A 19,010-nucleotide genomic window follows, 5' to 3' on the forward strand; every position below is an offset into this window, starting at 1 on the left:
CGGAAGGGTTACTTCGGAGCTTTGTATTCTATGGCAGACGCGAACTGCTGCAATGTGGTTTGGGGCACTTCACCGAGCAGGGTTATCCAGAAGTTCCCCTGGCGCTTGACGAGAACGTGCGTTGCGCCGCTGTTGCCCGTGCCTTCCTTGCGGGTGTTGTTTTCCACCGGCTCGACGAACACCGAAATGGCCGCGAGACCGTCGGAAAATACCGCCTGATCGACCGGAATGGGCGGCTGCCCCGCTTCGCGCGACGCCATCGGCCGACGCAGTTGGCGAATCATATGAAAGCCGGGCACCGACGGCGCGATCTGCCAGCCTTGCGCGGCCAGATCCACGGGCTCGACCGGCGGACGCACGACCGTCCAGCCCGCCAGATTGCGAATGCCGTTGACGATACCGGCTCTGTCCACCGGCACACCGATTCGCACTTGCGTGAACGACAGTTGTTCGAGCACCTGACCGCTCGTGTCGAGCGTTTGCGCGCGCAGCAGCAGACCGGTCTTGCTGTCGGCCCAGAGCTTGTGCGCGAAACGATAACCATCTTTCGGATCGAGCTCCACCACGACGCTGTCGACGCCCGCGACGCGGTCGCCGCCGAGCATTTTCGGCTCGTAGACGGACAGCACCTGTTCGCCATCGACGGCTAGCAGCGCGGGGAACGAGTCCTTGTTCTGCCGCTTTTCGACGACCACCAGACGGCGCTCCGGCACGAACGTGTACATGTCGTCGTTATGCCGCAACATCTTGCGCGGCTTGCCGTCGAGACTTTCGAGCTGCTCGAACTGGCCGTCGGTGTGGGTGAAGTAATGCGCGATACGCGACGTCTGTACGAAATCGCCGCGCTGATAGACGAACGCGCCCTCATAGTTCTGCTGCTGGGCGGCCTGGTGGATGCGATCGAGCAGTTCCGCCGCCGTACGCCGTACGGCAGCCGGATCGGCTGTTTGTGCGAAGACCCGCGGTGTGGCGGACAACAATACGGCTGCGCAGAACAGGAATGCCGGCAACCGCCCCCAGATAGTCGTTTTATTGAACCGCGAAGTCTGCATCAAACTATTGGCCTTGCGTGGAGACTGACGCAGCGCGAATTACCGGCATCGCGCCGGCCATTGCCGGTTGTTGCGCGAACTGCTGGTGGGCTTCGAGGTATTGATCGAGGCTGGCGTCGCGAATGATGTTGGAGTCTTGCGACGACGGCACCGAAGCCATCGCCACGCGCTGCACCGTGTCGCCGCGCGACTGAACCGACGCGAGCTGCGTGCCCGGGCCGCCCGGCACACCCTGCAATTGCGGCACCACGATCCAGGTCAGAGTAGCGGCGGCGGCAGCTACCGCAAAGGCCGGCACTACGCGACGGCGCAAACCCAGCAAACGGCGCGCTACAGGCGCAGCGGCCGGCGCCAGCAGATGCGGCTCACTTTCGAGGCGCGCGGCGAAACCGCTCAGAAAAGCGCTGCTTTTTGCCGGGCTGACCGCCAGATCGTCGGAACGCAACGCGTCGCCGATCAGGTGATAGCTCGACCACGCAGCGCGATCGTCGCCTTCGAGTTCCGCGAAAAACTTGTCCAGATTCAGATGCTCTTCGTCGTACAGCTCACCGTCGACAAAAGCGGACACACGCTCGCCGTGCGAGCCCGCTTGCGATTGCATCGAGACCGACCCCATGATGCTCCCCATCTTACGAATACCCCGTAGTGACACCACTAATCCAGATATTGCACCGCTGCCCCGCCGGGATAAGCTGGACGCTCGATACGCGTTTACCAGCGTTTGCCTTCAGGTGTGTCAAGCAACGGACGCAATTTTGCCGCAATGGCTTCGCGAGCGCGGAAAATTCGCGATCTGACGGTGCCGATCGGGCAATCCATCATCTCGGCAATTTCCTCGTAGCTCAAACCCTCAATTTCTCGAAGAGTAATGGCGGTACGCAGTTCTTCCGGCAAAACCGCCATCGCAGCATTGACCGTTTCGGCGATCTGCTTGCTCATCAACATCGACTCAGGCGTGTTGATATCCCTTAGTTGGTCGGCGTCCGAGAAAGTTTCAGCTTCTTCAGCATCCGCTTCGGTCGAGGTCGGCGCGCGCCGGCCCTGGGTGGCAAGGTAGTTCTTCGCGGTATTTACCGCAATCCGGTACAACCACGTATAGAACGCCGACTCCCCGCGAAACTGCGGCAACGCGCGATACGCCTTGATAAAGGCGTCCTGGGCAACGTCTTCGACTTCGGCGGGGTCCCGCACGAGTCGAGAGATCAAGCGAAGAATCTTGCGGTGGTATTTGGAGACCAGAAGCTCGAAGGCGGCCTTGTCGCCCTTCTGGACGCGCTCGACCAGCACCTGATCAATTTCTTTTTCGCTCACCTGATAAATCCGTTAACTATAGGGCGCATGGCGGGGGACCATTGTAGCGTTCCCCTCGTGAGGGCACGTTACTACGGTAACAGCGGTTACAGTCGTTACAGTCAGGCGCCGGCCGCATGCCGGCCCAGCACGGAAAGCTCCCGAAAGACCGTGGCCGGCAACGCATCGGCAGTGAGCAGCACGGTGCGGGAGCGCCCCTGCGCGCGCCGCGACGGCCAGGCCGCGCGGATACGCGGCGAGCGATCCGCAGGCTCTAGCGCGAGCACCAGCAAACGGCCGCTCCACTGCGCACAGCCGACCACGCGGCCTTGCGCGAGCAGCACACCCGCCCGATTCCACGCGGACAGTTCCCCGGAACCGAACCGCAGCGCGGCCGGCTGCGCCGCGTCATAGCGCGCCGCGCACAGTGCGAGCAGCATCGCGCTCGCGAACGTCAACGGAATGGCCCGCCACGCGCCGAGTTCAGGCGCGAGGCCGGTATAAACAGCCAGGGTCGCAATCAGCACGAACACTCCCAACGCGACGCGCAGCGAGAACGAACGACGCAGCGCAATGCGCTGCGTCGTTCCGCTCAACGTTGCCGGCCCCAGGCAATCCGCCGGCGCAGCCGGCGTCGTGGAATGACGCGTCACCCCTGTTCAGGCGATCAGGCGCGCTTGAACACCAGCGTGCCGTTCGTGCCGCCGAACCCGAACGAGTTCTTCAGCGCGACGTCGATCTTCATCTCCCGCGCGGTGTTCGCGCAGTAGTCGAGATCGCAGGCCGGGTCCTGGTTGAAGATGTTGATGGTCGGAGGCGAGACCTGGTGATGCACGGCGAGCACCGTGAACACCGACTCCAGACCGCCGGCGCCGCCAAGCAGGTGACCCGTCATCGACTTGGTCGAGTTCACGACCATGTTCTTTGCGTGGTCGCCGAACGCGCGCTTAATGCCGGTGGTTTCCGCGAGGTCGCCGAGCGGCGTGGAGGTGCCGTGCGCGTTCAGGTAGTTCACCTGATCGCCGTTGATGCCCGCGTTCTTCATTGCGGCCAGCATGCAGCGGCGTGCGCCGTCGCCGTCTTCGAGCGGGGCGGTCATGTGATACGCGTCGCCGCTCATCCCGTAGCCGCCGACTTCCGCGTAAATCTTCGCGCCGCGCGCCTTCGCGTGTTCGTACTCTTCGAGCACCATCACGCCGGCGCCCTCGCCCAGCACGAAACCGTCGCGATCCTTGTCCCACGGACGGCTCGCGGTGGCCGGATCGTCATTGCGTTGCGACAGCGCGCGCGCCGCCGCAAAGCCGCCGATCCCCAGCGGCGACACGGTCGATTCCGCGCCGCCCGCGATCATCACGTCGGCGTCACCGTATTCGATGAGGCGCGAAGCCTCGCCGATACAGTGCAGACCGGTGGTGCACGCGGTGACGATCGACAGATTCGGACCCTTGATGCCGAACTTGATCGACAGATGGCCGGAGATCATGTTGATGATCGACGCCGGCACGAAGAACGGCGAAATCCGACGCGGGCCGCGATTGAGCAGCTCGGTCTGGGTGATTTCGATCATCGGCAGACCGCCGATGCCCGAACCGACCACCACGCCGATGCGCTCGGAATTCTCGTCGGTGACTTCGAGACCGCTGTCCTGCATCGCCTGGATGCCCGCGGCCACGCCGTAGTGGATGAACGTATCCATGTGGCGCGCTTCCTTACCGGGGATGTAGTCCTCGATATTGAAGCCCTTCACCTCGCCGGCGAAACGAGTCGAGAAGTTCGACGCATCGAACTTCGTGATATTGGCAATCCCAGACTTGCCGGCGACCAGATTGGCCCAGCCATCGGCAACATTATTGCCAACAGGCGAAATCAGCCCCAGGCCTGTAACAACAACACGACGGCGGCTCACGGTAACCCCTTTTTCATAGATGACAAAAGCAAAAGCCACAGCGGCCACAGGAATCCGCCCTGTGTGCCCTGTGGCTGTTTAAGTCGGCAATAACGCGGAAAGTTGCGCTGTCAGCATCGCTGGCTCCTGCATGGCAAGCGGCGTGGCGAATGGTAATCCAACGAACACGCCCAAAAGCGTCATCCCTGCTGATGCGCCGAAGCGGCCCGGCAGGGTGTCATGCGCGGCCAGTGCAGAAACGCAGGCGCGAATGACCTTAGGCCTTGACGTTCGCGCGAGCGTAGTCGATCGCTTGCTGAACGGTGGTGATCTTCTCGGCTTCTTCATCCGGAATTTCCATGCCGAATTCGTCTTCGAGGGCCATCACGAGCTCAACGGTGTCGAGCGAGTCGGCGCCGAGATCGTTCACGAACGACGCTTCGTTCTTGATTTCCGCTTCCGCAACGCCCAGTTGTTCCGCGACGATCTTCTTGACGCGCTGTTCGATATTGTCCATTACCCCTCCAAGGGAAAAGAAGTTCAAAAATACAGGTGCGCGCATTTTATCAGGTTTGACCCGGCAAAAAAGCTGCGCATCGGGTTCCTGTCGACGCTTGCGCCTCGTGCTTTTACTAACGCATCAAGGCGCGGATAGTAACCGAATCCGGTCACTGCATGTACATGCCGCCGTTCACGTGCAGCGTCGTTCCGGTGATGTAGCCGGCTTGCGGCGACGCCAGAAACGCAACCGCGTGCGCGATGTCTTCCGGGCTGCCGAGACGGCCGAGCGGAATCTGCGTCTTCAGCGCGGTCTGCTGCTCTTCGGGCAGCGCCTTCGTCATGTCGGTGTCGATGAAACCCGGCGCGACGCAGTTGACCGTGATGCCGCGGCTGCCGATCTCGCGCGCGAGCGCGCGCGTCATGCCGGCGACGCCGGCCTTCGCGGCCGCGTAGTTGATCTGCCCCGGGTTGCCGGCCGAACCGACCACCGAGGTAATGTTGATGATGCGGCCGCCCTTCGCTTTCATCATCGGGCGCAGCACCGCGCGCGACAGCCGGAACACCGACTTCAGGTTGGTGTCGATCACCGCGTCCCAGTCGTCGTCCTTCATGCGCATCGCCAGTTGGTCCTGGGTGATGCCGGCATTGTTCACTAGCACATTGAGCACGCCGAATTCCTTGACCGTGCCGTCGATCAGCGCTTCCGCCGCGGCGGCGTCGTTGACGTCGAGCACCGCGCCCCGGCCGTTCACGCCGGCCGCCTTGAATGCTTCGGTGATCGCCGCCGCGCCGCTTTCGCTGGTCGCGGTGCCGATTACGGTCGCGCCCTGGCGCGCGAGTTCCAGCGCGATCGCACGGCCGATGCCGCGCGACGCGCCGGTCACGATTGCGATCTGCTTGTCGAGAGTCTTTTCCATCTGTCAGTCCGGATGCCCTTCAAAGGGCTCGTTGATTCTTGTTGGTTCTGGATGCCGAAGCATGCCGCGACGGGTCGCGTCGCGGCACCGGCTCGATCGACGCCTGCGAGACGGCCCGTTCAGCCTGCCGTCACCAGCTTCAGCGTTTCCTCGAGCGACGCCGGATCGAACACCGATGCACCGGTGAGATTGCCGTCGATCCGCTTGGTCAGGCCCGCAAGGACCTTGCCCGGACCGCATTCGATCACGTGCGTGACGCCTTGCGCGGCCATCGCCTGCACGCACTCGACCCAGCGCACCGGACCGGCCGCCTGGCGCACCAGCGCGTCCTTGATCGCGGCCGGCTCGTTGACCACCGCGACGTCGACGTTGTTGATGACGGGAATCGACGGCACCTTTACGTCGATGCTGGCGAGGTACTCGCGCAGTTGATCCGATGCGGGCTTGAGCAGCGACGAGTGGAACGGCGCCGACACCGGCAGCGGCAACGCGCGCTTCGCGCCCTTCTCCTTGGCGACTTCGCAGGCCTTTTCGACCGCGGCCTTGTGGCCGGCGATCACGACTTGCGCCGGCGCGTTGAAGTTGACTGCCTCGACCACGCCCGCCACCGACGCTTGCGCGCACACCGCGCGCACCGTGTCGTCGTCGAGACCGAGAATCGCGGCCATCCCGCCTTCGCCGACCGGCACCGCGGTCTGCATTGCCTGCGCGCGGAAACGCACGAGCGGCACCGCGTCGCGGAACGCAAGCGCGCCGGCAGCGACCAGCGCCGTATATTCGCCGAGGCTATGACCGGCGACGAGCGCCGGCGCCGGGCCGCCTGCCTGCTGCCACGCGCGATAAATCGCGTAAGCGGCGGTCAGCATGACCGGCTGGGTGTTGGTGGTGAGATTGAGATCTTCGGCAGGACCTTCGGCGATCAGTTTGCCGAGATCCTGATTGAGGGCGTCGGAGGCTTCCTGAACCGTCTCGCGCACGATCGGGTGATCGGCGAATGCATTGAGCATACCCACCGTCTGTGAGCCCTGGCCAGGAAAAACGAACGCGAATTTCATATCGTCCCCAAAATCTGTTTAGTCGGATGAGAGGACCGGGAGCCGCTGCCACGGATGGGCGCGGCGCACACCGGTCGCTCGGGCACCGTGACCGGTGCCTTGCGATGCGCGGCTACGCTCAGTAGCGAATAACCGACGCGCCCCACGTGAAGCCGCCGCCCACGCCTTCGATCAGCACGTTCTGGCCGCGCTTGATGCGGCCGTCGCGCACTGCGACGTCGAATGCGAGTGGTATGGACGCCGCCGACGTATTGCCGTGCTCGCCCACCGTGACGACCATGCGCTCCTGCGGCAGACCGAGCTTGCGGCAGGTGCTTTGCATGATGCGGATGTTGGCTTGGTGCGGGATCAGCCAGTCGATCTGGTCCGGCGTCAGATTCGCCTTTTCCAGCGCTTCGATCGCGACCTTTTCGAGCACGTTGACCGCCAGCTTGAATACCGCCTGGCCGTCCATGTGCAGGAACGCGCTACCGGCGACCACGCCGCCGTTCACGTTGCCCGGCGTGCACAGAATGTTCGAGTGACTGCCGTCGGCATGCAGCGCGCTTGCCAGCACGCCCGGTTCGTCCGCCGCCTGCAGGATCACTGCGCCGGCGCCGTCGCCGAACAGCACGCAGGTGGTGCGATCGTTGAAATCGAGAATGCGCGAGAACGTCTCCGCGCCAATCACCAGCGCGGTGCGATGCTGGCCGCTGCGGATCAGCGCGTCCACCGTCGCGACTGCGTACGCGAAGCCGGAGCACACTGCCTGCACGTCGAACGCGGCACCGTGATTCTTGATGCCGAGCTTGTTCTGCAGCAGGCAGGCGGTGCTCGGAAACACGAAGTCGGGCGTGGAGGTGGCGACGACGATCAGGTCGATCGACTGCGGATCGATATCCGCCGCTTCGATCGCGCGTTGCGCGGCGATCAGCGCGAGGTCGCTGGTCGTCATGTCCGGCTCGGCGAAATGACGGGCATGAATGCCGGTGCGCGCGACGATCCATTCGTCACTCGTCTCGACACCCTGCTTCGCGAGACGCTCGGCGAGATCCTGATTGGTGACGCGCTGCGGCGGCAGATAGCTGCCGGTGCCCAGCACGCGGGAATAGATTGTGGATTGAGCCATTATGCCTTCGAGGATTGCGCAGCGTAGGGCTCGGCCGGCTGGCCTGCAATGGGGCTTGCGTTGCCCGCACCGCTTGCGTCGCGCGCCGCCTGTTCGAGGGAACCCGCGTTCTCCTCCATTGCTCGCGCAAGGCGCTCCAGCACGCCGTTTTTGACGGCATCATACCCGCGTTTGATGGCCCACTCAAACGCGTAGGCATCGGCGGAACCGTGGCTTTTGATCACGAGGCCGCGCAAGCCGAGCAGCGCGGCGCCATTGTATTGCCGATGGTCGACGCGCTTCTTGAAACGCATCAATACCGGCAGCGCGAGCACCGCCATCACCTTGGTGAGCCACGAACGGCCGAACTCTTCCTTGATGATATTGGAGAGCATCTGCGCGAGACCTTCCGACGTCTTCAACGCGACGTTACCGACAAAGCCATCGCAGACGATCACGTCCACGGTGCCTTTGTAGATATCGTCGCCTTCAACGTTGCCGTGAAAGTTCAGTGTACTCGCACGCAGCAGTTCGCCGGCGCGTTTGATGATGTCGTTGCCCTTGATGACCTCTTCGCCGATATTGAGCAGGCCGATGGTGGGCCGCTCCTTACCCTCGAGCGCGGACACGAGCGCGTGCCCCATCTCGGCGAACTGCAGCAGATGCTGCGGCTCGCAGTCGACGTTGGCGCCCAGGTCGAGCATCATCGTGTAGCCGGTGGGATTGGGCAATGCGAACGCGATGGCCGGGCGTTCGATGCCCGACAGCGTTTTCAGCACATAGCGGGAGACCGCCATCAGCGCGCCGGTGTTGCCGGCGGAAATGCAGGCTTGCGCCTCGCCTTCCTTGACGCGATTGAGCGCCACGCGCATCGACGAATCTTTTTTCTTGCGCAGCGCGACCTCGACCGGGTCGTCCATTGCGACGACCTCGGACGCAGGCACGACGGTCAACGCCGGCAGATCCTGAGCCTTGAGCTTCTTCAGCTGCGCACGAATCGCACTTTCAATGCCGACGAGCAGTAGTTGCACGTCAGGATGCGAACGAGCGAAGTTGACGGCAGCGGGAACGGTCACGGACGGGCCGTGGTCGCCTCCCATGCAATCGATCGTGAGCTTTACTGTCATGGAGTGCGACGAATTTCAGACACAAAAAAGCGGCAGTTGAATGCCGCCCTTTTGCCGAACCGGGAAAATGTCAAGCGAGCCGATCGCCACGCGAAACGCCAAAGGGCGCAACGCAGTGAACGATTAGTCGTTCTTCGTCTTGACGACTTTCTTGCCGCGATAGTAGCCGTTCGGGCTAATGTGGTGACGCAGATGCACTTCGCCCGTGCTCGGCTCGACGGCCAGCGGCGCTGCCGTCAGGAAATCGTGCGAACGGTGCATGCCGCGCTTGGACGGCGACTTCTTATTTTGTTGAACTGCCATGACTAACTCCTAAAAATTTTCCGAATTCTAACACAGCCCGATACGGTGTCCGCCACTGGCCAGATGGCCAATACGCCCGCATCGCGCACCCTGCAACTGTTTAGTGCTTATTGCCGCCCGGCTCGTCGCGCTTCAGACTTTCGAGCGCCGCGAACGGATTGCGCCGCTCGGGCTCGCCGGCATCGCCAGCTTCGTCCTGCGCGGCTTCGTCGCCCTCGCCTTCGCTGCCGTCCACACCCGAGACAAGACTCTCGTGCACTTTCGGACAGACCTCGTGCTTGGGCACGAGCGGCAAGGAAAGCAGCAACTCTTCTTCGATCAAGTCGATGAGATCGAACTGGCGCGAGCCCACGATCACTTCGACTTCATCCTCGTCGAGCGGAAACTCTTCGGCTTCCGCCTCCGTATTGACGATCCGGTAAGTTGCATCGACGTTGAATGCCTGCGAATACGGCGTCAAGCAGCGCTGACATTCGAGCCACGCGGAACCGTGGATCGCCATCCTCAGATAAGGCTGGGGACCTTCCGTGCCGTCGTCCTGCAATTCCGGCTGGGTCGCCCCTTCGGCCTGCCACGTGAACGCGGTATCGCGATCTGGCGCTTCCGCCGGGACTTCGTTTAACATGCGCGGCAGTTGCGAGACGCGCACGACACCCGCGGCCTGACGCCCGCTCCGCGTAAATTCGAACAGATCGAGTTCATGCGGGTCGGACAGACCTGCAGGTTTGCCAGGATGTTGAGTCATGTGCGCTCCTGCGTCGACAAACATGTTGCCGGGGTGATCCGCGACGGTAAAACCGGCGCGGAGATAAACCGGTGTGCAAAACATGATGGATCAGGCTTTCGCTCAATGCTACCGCGGCTTTCAAGCCGCTGGAATCAGCGAACGCGGCAAGCCCATCTAGCGCAAGCATACCGTGAAGAGCCCGAAATCATATCCGTTTTGTCTTTTCGAGTCAAACACTTAAGCCCGTACGCGCGCGAGCTCCGCGCGACCCCGTACGACCCGCCTCCCTAGCCGCCGGTTATCCATGTCCGATTCCCCCAAACGCCCGCCACGCCTGATTCTGGCGTCGAGTTCGCGCTATCGCCGCGAGCTGCTCGAACGCCTGCGCGTGCCGTTCGACGTCGTCGTTCCCGCGCTCGACGAAACTCCGCTCCCCGGCGAAACGCCCGAAGCGACCGCACTGCGCCTCGCCGAAGCCAAAGCGCGCGCGGTCGCCGCCGGGCTCCCGGCCGGCGAGCCCGCGCTCGTGATCGGCTCCGACCAGGTCGCCACCTACGACGGCTTGCAGATCGGCAAGCCAGGCACGCACGCCAAGGCGCTCGCGCAATTGCAGTCGATGCGCGGCCGCGAAGTGCTGTTCCATAGCGCGCTGTGCCTGTTCGATCGCGCCGCGGACCACGCGCAGACCGTCGACGTAATCACTCGCGTACATTTCCGCAACCTGCCGGACGCCGCGCTCGACGCCTATCTGCGCGCCGAAACCCCGTACGACGCGGCCGGCAGCGCCAAATCCGAAGGCCTCGGGATCGCGCTGCTCGAGGCGATCCATTCCGACGACCCGACCGCGCTGGTCGGCCTGCCGCTGATCGCGCTGACGAGCATGCTGCTCACGGCCGGCTACCCACTTCTGGAGGCGCAATGAGCGGCACCCTGTATCTGATTCCCAATACGCTCGGCGAAGGCGACGCGAGCGCGCTCGAACTCGTTCTGCCCGCGCCGGTGCGCGCCCGCGCGGCGTCGCTGCACTATTACATTGGCGAAAACGCGAAAACCACTCGCGCGTTCCTTAAAAAGGTCGGCACCGAGCGGCCGATCCAGGAAATCGAGATTCGCGAACTGAACGTGAATACGCCGGCCGGCGAGATCGACCGGCTGCTCGCGCCGCTGCTCGCCGGCACCGATGCGGGACTGGTTTCGGAAGCCGGCTGCCCGGCCGTCGCGGATCCGGGCGCGCTGCTGGTAAGGCGCGCACACGAGCGCGGCGTCAAGGTCGTGCCGCTGGTGGGGCCGAGCTCCATTCTGCTGGCCTTGATGGCATCGGGCCTGAACGGCCAGAGCTTCGCGTTCCACGGGTACCTGCCGGTCGACGCGGCCGAGCGCGCGAAACGCCTGCGCGATCTCGAGCAGCAGTCGCGCAAAGCGAAGCAGACGCAGATTTTCATTGAGACGCCGTACCGCAATCGCGCGCTACTCGACACGCTGCTCGCGACCTGCGCGCCATCGACTCTCGTCTGCGTCGCGGTCGACCTCACCCTGCCGTCGGAGACGATTGCCAGCCGCACGGTCAGCGACTGGAAGAAGAAGCCGGAAATCGATCTGCACAAGCGACCGGCGATCTTTCTGATTCTGGGCAACTGATCTGAGCGCTGCCACCGGCCAAGTCCCGCCGGGCGCACGTAAAGTGGAGAGCCGCGCCAACAAAAGAAAAACCCGCGCGATCCGAACAGGATCGCGCGGGCTTCTCTTACAACAGCCAGATCAACGCAGGTTCAGCTTCGAGCCTAAGGCCATCGCACGCATAGCGCCTGCGCCGACCGCGGCCCCGAACTTGCGCGCAACGCGGTCCGAAATGCTCTCTTTCACCGTGTAGTCGACGATATCCGGCGCCTTGAAGATCTCCCGCGCCACGTAGTCCGGATCGCCGAAGCCATCGGCCAGCCCCAGATCGACGCTTTTCTGGCCAGTCCAGAACAAACCCGAGAACATGTCCGGCGTTTCATGCAGCCGCTTGCCCCGGCCTTGGCGCACCGCATCGATGAACTGCGCATGGATCTGGTCGAGCATATCCTGCGCGTGTTCATCCATCTTCGGCGTTTCCGGCGAGAACGGGTCGAAAAAGCCCTTGTTCTCACCCGAAGTGTGCAAACGCCGCTGCACCCCGAGCTTGTCCATCAGCCCCGTAAAGCCGAAGCCTTCCATCAGCACGCCGATCGAACCGACAATGCTCGCCTTGTCCACATAGATTTTGTCGGCCGCCGCGGCAGCGTAATAACCACCCGACGCACACATGTCGCCCACCACCACGTAAAGCGGAATTGATGGATATTTGGCGCGCAATCGCCGAATTTCGCGATTGATGATGCCCGCCTGCACTGGACTGCCACCCGGGCTGTTGCAATACAGGATCACGCCGGCCGTATCGGCATCCTCGAAGGCGCTGCCGAGTGCAGTGTTGATATCTTCCGCATTCGCGCGCGAATCCGACGCGATTTCGCCTTCAATCGACACCATCGAAGTGTGCCGCCCAGTCGTGGCGACGCGCTCGCCGGTCAAGCTGAACACGCCCCAGACGATCAGCAACAGGACCGCCAGAAACAGGAATCGGAAGAAGATTTTCCAGCGGCGCGCGGCCCGCTGCTCGGTGATCGCCGCCAGCGCAATGCGCTCCAGTGCGGCCCGCTCCCAAGTGGGTTCGCCGGCCGTCGACGAGGAACGGCCAGCCGGTGCGGGGTCCTTCTCAGGGGTCAAATTGTCGGACATGCAGGAAATGAGATGAGGGGGAAGGGAAAATTAGGACATTGCCGGCAGCAGCTCACCGTCAGGCAACCAGAATACCGCACGGCCCTCGGGCGTATCGCGTTCCTCGACCTGCAGCGGCCGCAACTTGCCGCCGCGACACGGCCCACCGACGCATTTGCCGGTCTCCGGCGCGTAAATCGCGCCATGTGTCGCGCACATCAAATATAAGCCGGACGACTCGAAGAACTGCCCTTCCGCCCAGTCGAGCTCCATTGGCACATGCGCGCAGCGGTTCAGATAGCCGTACGGATGACCGTCGTAGCGAACGAAAAAAACCACCACGTCATCGCCGCCCAGTCGAGCGTCGCGCCGGATCCCGTCACCGCCGTCGCGCAACTCGTGCGCCGCGCAGATCCGCACCGCCGCCGCACCCGTGCCGTCGGCCCCGCCCCCCACGCCGCCGTCGCTCATGCGAACTCCCGCAGCCAGCCCGACAGATCCCCGACGCTCGACGCAACGAACTTCGGCTCCAACGCGGTCAGCGAATTGGCCGGATGCGCGCCATACGTCACGCCGATGCCCGCCACCCCCGCGTTGATCGCCATCTGCAGATCATGCGTCGTATCGCCGATCATCACGGTGCGCGCATTATCCTGCCCCAATTCGCGGGTCAACTCGTGCAGCATGGCCGGATGCGGTTTCGAAAACGTTTCGTCGGCACAGCGGGTGCCGTCGAACAGGCTGGTCAGGCGCGCCTGGTCGAGCGCGCGATTCAGCCCGACGCGGCTCTTGCCAGTCGCCACGGCGAGCAGGTAACCCAGATCGCGCAGTTCCTGCAGCATGTCGCGCACGCCCGGGAACAGCTCGGTGGTCTGATCTTTCACCAGATAATGGAAGCGGTATCGCTCCGAAAGGCGCGGATAGTCGGCGGGATCGAGCGTCGGAGCGGCCAGTTGCAGCGCGTCGCGCAGCCCGAGGCCGATCACGTAGCTCGCCGCCTCGTCGGCGGGCACCGGTAGGCCAAGGTCGCGGCATGCTGCCTGGATGCTGCGCGTGATGTGCGCGGTCGAATCCATCAACGTGCCATCCCAGTCGAACACGATCAGATCAAATTGCTCTCTAGCCATGCAAGGTCGCCTCCGGGTTGGACCCCGTGCGTAGTTCGTTAAGTTGCTGGATGAAGCCGCGGCACTCCGGGGGCAGCGGCGCCTCCAGTTGCAGCGGCGCGCCGGTGGCCGGATGCGTCAGCTTGAGCCGGTAGGCATGCAGGAACATGCGCTTGATGCCCGGCTTCGCGTTGGCGCGCGCGAGCGCCTTGTTCAGCGCGAAATCGCCGTATTTGGCATCGCCGACGATCGGCAGTTCCAGGTGCTGCAGATGCACGCGAATCTGATGGGTCCGCCCGGTCTTCAACTCCGCCTCCAGCAGCGCGTAGCCCGGCCAGCGGTCGACCAGATTGAAGATCGTATGCGATGCCAGACCGTCCGCCTGCACCCGCACGCGGCGCTCGCCGTCGGGTGTCGAATATTTGTGCAGCGACTCCTTGACCGCGCGGCGGCGGCCCCAGTCGGTCGCCCACTCGCCGTGCACGCATGCGTAATAGCGCTTGTCCATCCGGTTATCGCGGATCTGCTCGTGCAGATTGACGAGCGCCGCGCGCTTTTTCGCCAGCATCAGCACGCCGGAGGTTTCGCGGTCCAGCCGATGCACCAGTTCGAGGAATTTCGCCTGCGGGCGCGCCGCGCGCATCTGCTCGATGACGCCGAACGCCACCCCGCTGCCACCGTGCACGGCGACACCCGCCGGTTTGTCGATCACCAGCAGATGGTCGTCTTCGAACAGAATCGGGAAACCGCCGGCCGGCACTGGCACGGGCGCGGCGGCCTCGTTCTGCTGCGCGACGCGGATCGGCGGCACGCGCACCAGATCGCCGAGCTCGAGCCGGTACTGCGCATCGATCCGTCCCTTGTTCACGCGTACTTCGCCGCTGCGCAAGATCCGATAGATATGGCTTTTCGGCACGCCCTTGCAGACGCGCAACAGGAAGTTGTCGATGCGCTGTCCAGCCGAGCTGTCGTCGATTTCGATCAGCGAGACCTGGTCGCTCGCAACCGCGCCTGCAACCGATCTCTGGGATGTTTTGCCTAACTCTTTCATTCTGAATATAATTTGCCCAGCAGTCCGCGACGGTCGGCGCAGTGTCCGCACAGTGGCCGGAATGTAGGTGGATTGCGCGAGCGCAAGCGATAAACCGTTATTTTACTTGCGCCGGGGTCTGGTTGCTCACCCTGAAAATGAGATGCACCAAGTTGCACGCACGAAGTCGGTACCCGGCAGGGACGGCGCCCACAGGCGCGTTCGGTCAAAGGTCGGCTTCGACGGTAACGGAATTTTGGTAAAAAAGAATTCAGCTTTCAGCTTCCCGATCCGGGCGGAAAGTCGCCCTGCTGGACGAAGCTGCAAGTAGCGAAAATACGGCGTGCGCCCGTGGCGTCTTGTAGAAAGTACAAGACATGGCGACGTCAAAAAATGAAGCGAGACACCCCCAGCAGGAAAAGACGCGCCGCCTGCGCGAACTTCCCGTTGCGGCAGGACCCGGCTTTGCCGTCCGCTCGCGCGCCCAGTTGGCGCGCCGGCTCGACAGGACGAAGATTTGTGATGGTCTGCTGGCAGCACGGGGCGTGTCAGGTCATGATTTGAAGCCGTGTTCGCATGTGCCCTGCGGCACCGCGCCCATTTTTAGCCGGGCCGGGCCCTCCCAGGCAATTCTCCCCGCCATCATTCCCGCTCCAGCGTGCTTGTGAAAACACAATAAGACGCGGCACGCCGCTGCCCTGCCTTGCTCTCGCGACTGACAACCGCGCAGCCTGGGCCGGCGAGGCCGCTCTGGAGCCGTTCAATGAAACGAATGTTGTTCAACGCGACGCAGCAGGAAGAACTGCGCGTCGCCATCGTCGATGGGCAAAAACTCATCGACATCGACATCGAAACCGCCGGCCGCGAACAGCGCAAAGGCAATATTTACAAAGGCATCATCACCCGCATCGAGCCGTCGCTCGAGGCGTGCTTTGTCAATTACGGCGAAGACCGCCACGGCTTCCTGCCGTTCAAGGAAGTCGCGCGCCAGTACTTCCGCGAAGGCGTCGATATGCGTTCCGCACGCATCCAGGACGCGCTCAAGGAAGGCCAGGAGCTGATCGTCCAGGTCGAGAAAGAAGAGCGCGGCAACAAGGGCGCGGCTCTGACCACCTTCATCTCGCTCGCCGGCCGCTACCTCGTGCTGATGCCGAACAACCCGCGCGGCGGCGGCGTGTCGCGCCGGATCGAAGGCGACGACCGCCAGGAACTGCGCGAAACGATGGCCCAGCTGCAACTGCCGGAAGGCATGAGCATCATCGCGCGCACGGCCGGTATCGGTCGCAGCGCCGAAGAGCTGCAGTGGGACCTGAACTACCTGATGCAGCTGTGGCGCGCGATCGAAGCCGCGTCGCAAAGCGGCACCAGCGGTCAGCCGATGCTGATCTATCTCGAGTCGAGCCTCGTGATCCGCGCAATCCGCGATTACTTCCAGCCCGACATCGGCGAAATCCTGATCGACACCACCGAAATCCATGACCAGGCCCGCGCCTTCATGGATATCGTGATGCCGGATAATGTCAGCAAGGTGAAGCGGTACCACGACGACGTGCCGCTGTTCTCCCGTTTCCAGATCGAACACCAGATCGAGACCGCGTACTCGCGCACGGTGCCGCTGCCGTCGGGCGGCGCGATCGTGATCGACCACACCGAAGCGCTGGTCGCGATCGACGTGAACTCGGCCCGCGCCACCAAGGGCGCCGACATCGAGGAAACGGCCGCGCGCACGAACCTCGAAGCCGCCGACGAAGTCGCTCGCCAGTTGCGTCTGCGCGACCTGGGCGGCCTGATCGTGATCGACTTCATCGACATGGAGTCGGCCAAGAGCCAGCGCGAAGTCGAGCAGCGCCTGAAAGACGCGCTCAAGCATGATCGCGCCCGCGTGCAGATGGGCAAGATCTCGCGCTTCGGCCTGATGGAACTGTCGCGCCAGCGTCTGCGTCCGGCCCTGTCGGAAGGCAGCCACGTGACCTGCCCGCGCTGCAACGGCACGGGCCACATCCGCGATACCGAATCGTCCGCACTGCAAGTGCTGCGGATCATTCAGGAAGAAGCGATGAAGGAAAACACCGCGGCGATCCACTGCCAGGTGCCAGTCGAAGTGACCGCCTTCCTGTTGAACGAGAAGCGTGCCGAGATCAACAAGATCGAGTCGCGTTTCAAGGTCAACGTCGTGCTGATCCCGAACAAGCACCTCGACACCCCGCACTACAAGCTCGAGCGTCTGCGTCACGACGATGCGCGCCTCGACGACCCGCGCGCGTCGTGGAAGATGGCCGAGGAAGCGGCTCGCGAACTCGAGTCGGAAACCGGCTACAGCAAGCGTACCGAGGAAGTGAAGCCGAAGCAGGAAGCGGCGGTCAAGGGCATCACGCCCGAGAAGCCGGCGCCGAGCGCGCCGGTTCGCCCGGTGGCTACTCCTGCTCCGGTCGCGGTGACGCCGGCGAGCGGCGGCTTCATCGGCTGGTTGAAGAAGCTGTTCGGCGTGCAGCCGGCGGCTCCGGAACCCGTTGTGCCGGCTGCGGCCGACAAGCAGGCCCGTTCGCAACGCGGCGAACGCACGGAGCGCGGTGAGCGCACCGGCGAACGCGGCGGCGATCGCAACCGCAATCGCCGTGGCGGCGCAGGCAGCCGCGACTCGGCAGCGCGCGGCGAAGGCGTGAGCGGCGGCCGTCAGGGACAAGGTCAGCAGCCGTCGCAGCGTCGCGAGGAACGTGAAGGCCGCGAACCGCGTGAGGCGCGTGAAGGCCGCGAGCCGCGGGCGCCCCGCGAAGCACGTGAGCCGCGTGAGGCCCGCGAGTCCCGTGAAGGCCGCGAGCCGCGCGAGGCCCGCGAGCCGCGTGAAGCGCGCGAAGGCCGTGACGGTCGTGAGCGCGACAACCGTGGCGCCGAGCGTGCGGATGCAGTCGAAGGCGCCGCGCGCGCCGAACGCCAGGAACGCGGCGAGCGCCGTGAGCGTGGCGAACGCGCCGAACGTGGCGAGCGTCGCAAGCCGCAGGTCGAAGCAGCCTCCGCACTGACGCAAACCGACGCCGCGCAGGCCGACGATGAACTGACCCGCAACCGCGCCGCTGTCGCTATCGGCGAAGACGGCGCACCGGTCGATCAGGAAGCGGCAGCACGTGATGGCGAAGAGCGTCGTCGTCGCCGTCGTGGCCGTCGTGGTGGCCGTCGCGAGCGCGAAGAGGACGTCAACGGCAACCTCGCCGCGGATGTGGCCGAAACCGAAGGCGATAACACCGGCGCGAACGACGAAGCTCCGCTGCGTGCGGCCGAGCCGGTCGAGCGCAAGGCGGAAGCCGCCGAAGCGAAAGACGTGACGCCGGTCGAAGTGGTAGTCGCCGCTGTCGCAACGGAAACGGCGGTCGTCACCGAACTGCACGCTGCGGCCGAAACGCCGGCGCTGGCCGCGGAAAGCGCGGCGAAGACGGAAAAGGTCGTGCCGGTCGAACAGGCTCCGGTGGCAGGTGAACCGGCAGCGCAAGCGCCGGTGGCTGTTGAAGCTGCACCGGCCGTCAGCGAGACGGCATTGCCGGTCGAGCCGGTCGCGCGTGTCGAGGCTGCGGCGCCTGTCGAAGCTTCGGCAGCCGCACCGGCCGTCGAGGCACAGCCGGTAGCTCAAACGCAAGCCGAAGCCCAAGCCGAAGCCCAAGCCGCTCCGGCGGCACTCGACACCGCGGCTCCGGCCACGGTCGTCGCGGTCGCTGCCGCCGAGCCCGCGCCGCAAGCCGAGATCGTCGAAGCGCAGCCGGTCGTGGCAGCAGAGCCGGCTGTCGTCGAACCGGCGCCGGTTGCTGCACAGCCTGTCGCACAGCCTGCAGCACAGCCGGCGCCGCAAGCTCCGGCCCGCGCCGCATCGGCCGACGCACTGCAGCCGATCCTCGAGCAGGCTGGCCTGATCTGGGTCAATACCGACGCCGACAAGCTGCGCGCCGCGCAGGAAGCGGCGGCGCAGACCGTCAAGCCGGCGCGCGTGATCCGTGAGCGCAAGGCACTCCCGCCGGCCGACAGCACGCCGATGCAGCAGGTCGAAACGGTCAAGCAGCCGCATTAAGCTGCCTGCCGGTCGCTGACCACGAAAAAGCCCGCCCCTCCCGGCGGGCTTTTTCTTTTTGGCGGATTACCCTCGCCCGATATCCCCACCCGCGTCGCGGGCCGCCAGCCGCTGCAAGCATTTCCGATAAAATGAGA

At 64.2% G+C, this 19,010-nt stretch carries 19 protein-coding genes; 3 read left to right on the forward strand and 16 right to left on the reverse strand.

What is annotated here, in order from left to right:
- Nucleotides 1-8 precede the first annotated feature (8 nt).
- From LJ656_RS20505 to LJ656_RS20560, 12 genes are all read right to left on the reverse strand, one after another.
- Complete coding sequence (locus tag LJ656_RS20505) at nucleotides 9-1,052, reverse strand: MucB/RseB C-terminal domain-containing protein (protein WP_230511202.1); 1,044 nt, start codon at nucleotides 1,050-1,052, stop codon at nucleotides 9-11.
- Nucleotides 1,053-1,056: 4 nt separating this feature from the next.
- Nucleotides 1,057-1,668 carry a sigma-E factor negative regulatory protein gene (locus tag LJ656_RS20510; protein ID WP_230511203.1) on the reverse strand — a complete coding sequence of 204 codons (612 nt, stop codon included), beginning with the start codon at nucleotides 1,666-1,668 and terminating at the stop codon, nucleotides 1,057-1,059.
- A 95-nt stretch (nucleotides 1,669-1,763) separates the two neighbouring features.
- Complete coding sequence (gene rpoE, locus LJ656_RS20515) at nucleotides 1,764-2,363, reverse strand: RNA polymerase sigma factor RpoE (protein WP_062127831.1); 600 nt, start codon at nucleotides 2,361-2,363, stop codon at nucleotides 1,764-1,766.
- 101 nt (nucleotides 2,364-2,464) lie between these two features.
- The gene (locus LJ656_RS20520; RefSeq protein ID WP_230511204.1) at nucleotides 2,465-2,938 is read right to left on the reverse strand and encodes a hypothetical protein; all 474 of its coding nucleotides are present in this window, start codon (nucleotides 2,936-2,938) and stop codon (nucleotides 2,465-2,467) included.
- Nucleotides 2,939-3,009: 71 nt separating this feature from the next.
- Nucleotides 3,010-4,248, reverse strand: a complete 1,239-nt coding sequence (gene fabF / locus LJ656_RS20525; protein ID WP_075301855.1) for a beta-ketoacyl-ACP synthase II — start codon at nucleotides 4,246-4,248, stop codon at nucleotides 3,010-3,012.
- A gap of 256 nt (nucleotides 4,249-4,504) precedes the next feature.
- On the reverse strand, nucleotides 4,505-4,744 hold the full coding sequence (gene acpP / locus LJ656_RS20530) for an acyl carrier protein (protein WP_004197638.1): 240 nt from the start codon (nucleotides 4,742-4,744) through the stop codon (nucleotides 4,505-4,507).
- Between the two features lie 151 nt (nucleotides 4,745-4,895).
- Entirely contained in the window at nucleotides 4,896-5,645 is a 750-nt protein-coding gene (fabG, locus tag LJ656_RS20535) for a 3-oxoacyl-ACP reductase FabG (RefSeq protein WP_230511205.1), read from the reverse strand.
- 119 nt (nucleotides 5,646-5,764) lie between these two features.
- Nucleotides 5,765-6,700 carry an ACP S-malonyltransferase gene (fabD, locus tag LJ656_RS20540; RefSeq protein ID WP_230511206.1) on the reverse strand — a complete coding sequence of 312 codons (936 nt, stop codon included), beginning with the start codon at nucleotides 6,698-6,700 and terminating at the stop codon, nucleotides 5,765-5,767.
- Between the two features lie 118 nt (nucleotides 6,701-6,818).
- Nucleotides 6,819-7,808, reverse strand: coding sequence for a beta-ketoacyl-ACP synthase III (locus LJ656_RS20545; protein ID WP_075301861.1), 990 nt, complete (start codon nucleotides 7,806-7,808; stop codon nucleotides 6,819-6,821).
- Nucleotides 7,808-8,914, reverse strand: a complete 1,107-nt coding sequence (gene plsX, locus LJ656_RS20550; protein ID WP_230511207.1) for a phosphate acyltransferase PlsX — start codon at nucleotides 8,912-8,914, stop codon at nucleotides 7,808-7,810. The genes LJ656_RS20545 and plsX overlap by 1 nt, the downstream gene beginning before the upstream one ends.
- A 123-nt stretch (nucleotides 8,915-9,037) precedes the next feature.
- The gene (gene rpmF, locus LJ656_RS20555) at nucleotides 9,038-9,217 is read right to left on the reverse strand and encodes a 50S ribosomal protein L32 (RefSeq protein WP_006401275.1); all 180 of its coding nucleotides are present in this window, start codon (nucleotides 9,215-9,217) and stop codon (nucleotides 9,038-9,040) included.
- Nucleotides 9,218-9,317: 100 nt separating this feature from the next.
- Nucleotides 9,318-9,962: a DUF177 domain-containing protein gene (locus tag LJ656_RS20560; protein WP_230511208.1), complete on the reverse strand. Its 645-nt coding sequence runs from the start codon at nucleotides 9,960-9,962 to the stop codon at nucleotides 9,318-9,320.
- Nucleotides 9,963-10,248: 286 nt separating this feature from the next.
- On the opposite strand from LJ656_RS20560, the gene LJ656_RS20565 reads away from it, so the two are divergent.
- Together LJ656_RS20565 and LJ656_RS20570 are read left to right on the forward strand one after the other, a co-directional pair.
- Nucleotides 10,249-10,866 carry a Maf-like protein gene (locus tag LJ656_RS20565; RefSeq protein ID WP_230511209.1) on the forward strand — a complete coding sequence of 206 codons (618 nt, stop codon included), beginning with the start codon at nucleotides 10,249-10,251 and terminating at the stop codon, nucleotides 10,864-10,866.
- Nucleotides 10,863-11,582 carry an SAM-dependent methyltransferase gene (locus LJ656_RS20570; protein WP_230511210.1) on the forward strand — a complete coding sequence of 240 codons (720 nt, stop codon included), beginning with the start codon at nucleotides 10,863-10,865 and terminating at the stop codon, nucleotides 11,580-11,582. The genes LJ656_RS20565 and LJ656_RS20570 overlap by 4 nt, the downstream gene beginning before the upstream one ends.
- 120 nt (nucleotides 11,583-11,702) lie before the next feature.
- Here LJ656_RS20570 and LJ656_RS20575 read toward each other — a convergent pair whose 3' ends face one another.
- From LJ656_RS20575 to LJ656_RS20590, 4 genes are read right to left on the reverse strand one after another with little or no spacing between them, the layout of a single operon-like run.
- Nucleotides 11,703-12,704 (reverse strand): S49 family peptidase, encoded by a 1,002-nt coding sequence (locus tag LJ656_RS20575; protein ID WP_230511211.1) that lies wholly within the window; start codon nucleotides 12,702-12,704, stop codon nucleotides 11,703-11,705.
- Nucleotides 12,705-12,734: 30 nt separating this feature from the next.
- Nucleotides 12,735-13,154 (reverse strand): Rieske (2Fe-2S) protein, encoded by a 420-nt coding sequence (locus tag LJ656_RS20580; RefSeq protein ID WP_230511212.1) that lies wholly within the window; start codon nucleotides 13,152-13,154, stop codon nucleotides 12,735-12,737.
- Nucleotides 13,151-13,810 (reverse strand): HAD-IA family hydrolase, encoded by a 660-nt coding sequence (locus tag LJ656_RS20585; RefSeq protein ID WP_230511213.1) that lies wholly within the window; start codon nucleotides 13,808-13,810, stop codon nucleotides 13,151-13,153. The genes LJ656_RS20580 and LJ656_RS20585 overlap by 4 nt, the downstream gene beginning before the upstream one ends.
- The gene (locus tag LJ656_RS20590; RefSeq protein WP_230511214.1) at nucleotides 13,803-14,840 is read right to left on the reverse strand and encodes an RluA family pseudouridine synthase; all 1,038 of its coding nucleotides are present in this window, start codon (nucleotides 14,838-14,840) and stop codon (nucleotides 13,803-13,805) included. Before LJ656_RS20590 ends, LJ656_RS20585 begins: the two co-directional genes overlap by 8 nt.
- A gap of 742 nt (nucleotides 14,841-15,582) precedes the next feature.
- Between LJ656_RS20590 and LJ656_RS20595 the strand changes: the two genes are divergently transcribed.
- Nucleotides 15,583-18,873 carry an Rne/Rng family ribonuclease gene (locus tag LJ656_RS20595; RefSeq protein WP_230511215.1) on the forward strand — a complete coding sequence of 1,097 codons (3,291 nt, stop codon included), beginning with the start codon at nucleotides 15,583-15,585 and terminating at the stop codon, nucleotides 18,871-18,873.
- Nucleotides 18,874-19,010 lie beyond the last annotated feature (137 nt).

It is taken from the genome of Paraburkholderia sejongensis (assembly GCF_020880815.1).
GTDB lineage: Bacteria > Pseudomonadota > Gammaproteobacteria > Burkholderiales > Burkholderiaceae > Paraburkholderia > Paraburkholderia sejongensis.

Excerpts from the sequence above, each read along its gene's own strand:
- LJ656_RS20510 (WP_230511203.1), bottom strand. The coding sequence starts at position 1,668 with ATGGGGTCGGTCTCGATGCAATCGCAAGCGGGCTCGCACGGCGAGCGT.
- LJ656_RS20570 (WP_230511210.1), top strand. The coding sequence starts at position 10,863 with ATGAGCGGCACCCTGTATCTGATTCCCAATACGCTCGGCGAAGGCGAC.
- LJ656_RS20575 (WP_230511211.1), bottom strand. The coding sequence starts at position 12,704 with ATGTCCGACAATTTGACCCCTGAGAAGGACCCCGCACCGGCTGGCCGT.
- LJ656_RS20565 (WP_230511209.1), top strand. The coding sequence starts at position 10,249 with ATGTCCGATTCCCCCAAACGCCCGCCACGCCTGATTCTGGCGTCGAGT.
- plsX (WP_230511207.1), bottom strand. The coding sequence starts at position 8,914 with ATGACAGTAAAGCTCACGATCGATTGCATGGGAGGCGACCACGGCCCG.
- LJ656_RS20590 (WP_230511214.1), bottom strand. The coding sequence starts at position 14,840 with ATGAAAGAGTTAGGCAAAACATCCCAGAGATCGGTTGCAGGCGCGGTT.
- LJ656_RS20580 (WP_230511212.1), bottom strand. The coding sequence starts at position 13,154 with ATGAGCGACGGCGGCGTGGGGGGCGGGGCCGACGGCACGGGTGCGGCG.
- acpP (WP_004197638.1), bottom strand. The coding sequence starts at position 4,744 with ATGGACAATATCGAACAGCGCGTCAAGAAGATCGTCGCGGAACAACTG.
- LJ656_RS20560 (WP_230511208.1), bottom strand. The coding sequence starts at position 9,962 with ATGACTCAACATCCTGGCAAACCTGCAGGTCTGTCCGACCCGCATGAA.
- LJ656_RS20595 (WP_230511215.1), top strand. The coding sequence starts at position 15,583 with ATGAAACGAATGTTGTTCAACGCGACGCAGCAGGAAGAACTGCGCGTC.
- LJ656_RS20585 (WP_230511213.1), bottom strand. The coding sequence starts at position 13,810 with ATGGCTAGAGAGCAATTTGATCTGATCGTGTTCGACTGGGATGGCACG.
- LJ656_RS20505 (WP_230511202.1), bottom strand. The coding sequence starts at position 1,052 with ATGCAGACTTCGCGGTTCAATAAAACGACTATCTGGGGGCGGTTGCCG.
- fabG (WP_230511205.1), bottom strand. The coding sequence starts at position 5,645 with ATGGAAAAGACTCTCGACAAGCAGATCGCAATCGTGACCGGCGCGTCG.
- LJ656_RS20545 (WP_075301861.1), bottom strand. The coding sequence starts at position 7,808 with ATGGCTCAATCCACAATCTATTCCCGCGTGCTGGGCACCGGCAGCTAT.
- rpmF (WP_006401275.1), bottom strand. The coding sequence starts at position 9,217 with ATGGCAGTTCAACAAAATAAGAAGTCGCCGTCCAAGCGCGGCATGCAC.
- fabD (WP_230511206.1), bottom strand. The coding sequence starts at position 6,700 with ATGAAATTCGCGTTCGTTTTTCCTGGCCAGGGCTCACAGACGGTGGGT.